Consider the following 1,944-nt stretch of genomic DNA (forward strand, 5'->3'; position numbering starts at 1 on the left):
CCGTCTCCGAGGGCGACGGCCTTCCGTTCGGTCTGCTGCACCCGCATGGGGAGGAGTTCGTTGTCGGCCCAGTCCCGTAGGAGGGTCTGGACGCGTTCGGCGGCCTGCGTGTCCGTATCGGCCCGCCGGCTGGGCAGAGACGTGTCGGCGCCGGGGACGGTGATGTGCTGCTCCCGGCCGAGGACGTGCGCGAGGATCGCGTCCACGAACATGCTGGGGTCGCCGAACTCGCGCTTCTCACGCGCTTCCGGCCCGTCGACCATCTCGGAGAGTTCGGCGGCCTGGTTGTTGTCGTAGGCCTGGAGGAGCTTGTACGCGGCGAGGCGGCGTTCGTCGTCCGGGGGTACCCAGGTGGCTTTGGCCTCGGGGAACGCCCTGCGGTGCGGCATGCCGCGGGGGTCGCTGAAGATCGGCTTGTAATTCAGCCAGGACCACGCGTCGATGGTGACGCGCTTCAGGCCGGACACGAAGCCCATGCCACCCTCCGCACACATCAGGCCCCGCGCCTAGTGATCAGGGTACGGGCGAAGGCCTGGGAGGGTTGCCCCCGCCAGTCAGGCAGCGGCTATCTGGTCGGCTATCCGCTCCGCCGCCCGCACCCTCTCCACGGCCAGCTCGGCATACCGGTGATCCAGCTCGATGCCGTAGGCGCGGCGGCCCGCGAGGATGGCCGCCACGAGGGTGGACCCGGACCCGGCGAAGGGGTCGAGGACCATGTCGCCTTGGCGGCTGGACGACTCGATCAGCTCCCGCATGAGCGGGACCGGCTTTTCCGTGGGGTGCCTCGTGACTCGTGCAGCGTTAGGACGCTGGTACCGCAGGACGCTCCCGGACCGCAGGCGCGCGGCGAGATTGCCATCGCCCCGTGCCCGATTAGCAGCTGACTGGTTGTGTACACCGAATGCGACAATCTCATGCTGCGGACCCCAGGGACAGTCAAGACTTCCGGGCCCGATGACACCCTTGTCCCAGACGAGTTCCGCCATACCCCCTAGCTGCATGGGTTCTGAAAGCTGTCCAGGTCGGTAGCCAAACACGTACACGTGACGCTTCCTGCGCACATGCGCCCGCGTGATCGCGCCAAGGAGGCCGGGGACGTCGAGCGTGCCGTCGTCACCGAGAAGCGGTCCGAACCGTCCGCTGTTGCGGCCGCTGTTCCACTTGACGCCGTAAGGCGGGTCGGTGGCCAGCAGGTCGACGGTGGGGAGACTGCCGACAAGGTCGGCGCAGTCGCCCCACACGATCGTGCACCGGCTGGACTCGTGCAGGACCTTGCCGCCCGGTGGGGGCGTGAGCGGCAGGTCGAGGGCGTCAGGTGTGGTCACGGTCCGATTGTGCGCGGATCTCAGCCGGACGTTCCCCCGTCTCATCGGCGGCCCCGCAGCCGCTGGTCGGTGTACTGACCGACCCCCAGACCGGACTGCGATGGATCTGCCAGCTCGGTCAGGGCGTGAACCGCGGCGTCCATCCGGTCCGGGCTATTCATCCCAGGAAGCCACGTCACCATCTGCCGCTCCAGCGCATCGAACTCGGCCAGATGATGGACCTTGCCCTGCTCATAGAGCTGGGCGATCGGCTCGGCGCGCAGCCGCTTCCCCTTCTTGGCGTCCACCGGGACGATGCGCGGCATGGTCATGCCCTTTGTGCGGCCTTCTCGTTCCAGCTCTCTCCAGGACTGGATGACGACCTGGCTGACCGAGTCGCCGCCGTAGTTCATCTCGACGGCGATAGCGTCGGCTTGGAGTTCTATGGCCAGCAGGCACGTCTCGCGTCCGCGGGCTTCGGCGGACAGGCGGGCGGAGCGGTCGGCGAGGACGTAGAAGTGGTCGTCGGTGGAGCGGCCTGCGGCGACAATGCCGGATTCGTCGTGGCTGTCGGTTCCGCCGCCGGCGGGGTCGAGGGCGACGACAACGCGAGATAGGTCCACGGCCCGGAAAGCGACAG

3 protein-coding genes are annotated in these 1,944 nt (G+C 68.2%); all 3 read right to left on the reverse strand.

The annotated features are described in order from the left end of the window. On the reverse strand, nucleotides 1-476 hold a 476-nt coding region (locus tag IE258_RS40565; RefSeq protein ID WP_189750803.1), incomplete at its 3' end, for a hypothetical protein. 78 nt (nucleotides 477-554) lie between these two features. Continuing rightward, nucleotides 555-1,325, reverse strand: a complete 771-nt coding sequence (locus tag IE258_RS41965; RefSeq protein WP_308434255.1) for a DNA-methyltransferase — start codon at nucleotides 1,323-1,325, stop codon at nucleotides 555-557. Nucleotides 1,326-1,366: 41 nt separating this feature from the next. Next, a partial coding sequence (locus IE258_RS40575; protein WP_189750805.1) for a phage terminase large subunit family protein occupies nucleotides 1,367-1,944 on the reverse strand: 578 nt, incomplete at its 5' end.

The sequence above is a fragment of the Streptomyces tendae genome (assembly GCF_014650435.1).
GTDB classification, from domain to species: Bacteria; Actinomycetota; Actinomycetes; order Streptomycetales; family Streptomycetaceae; genus Streptomyces; species Streptomyces tendae.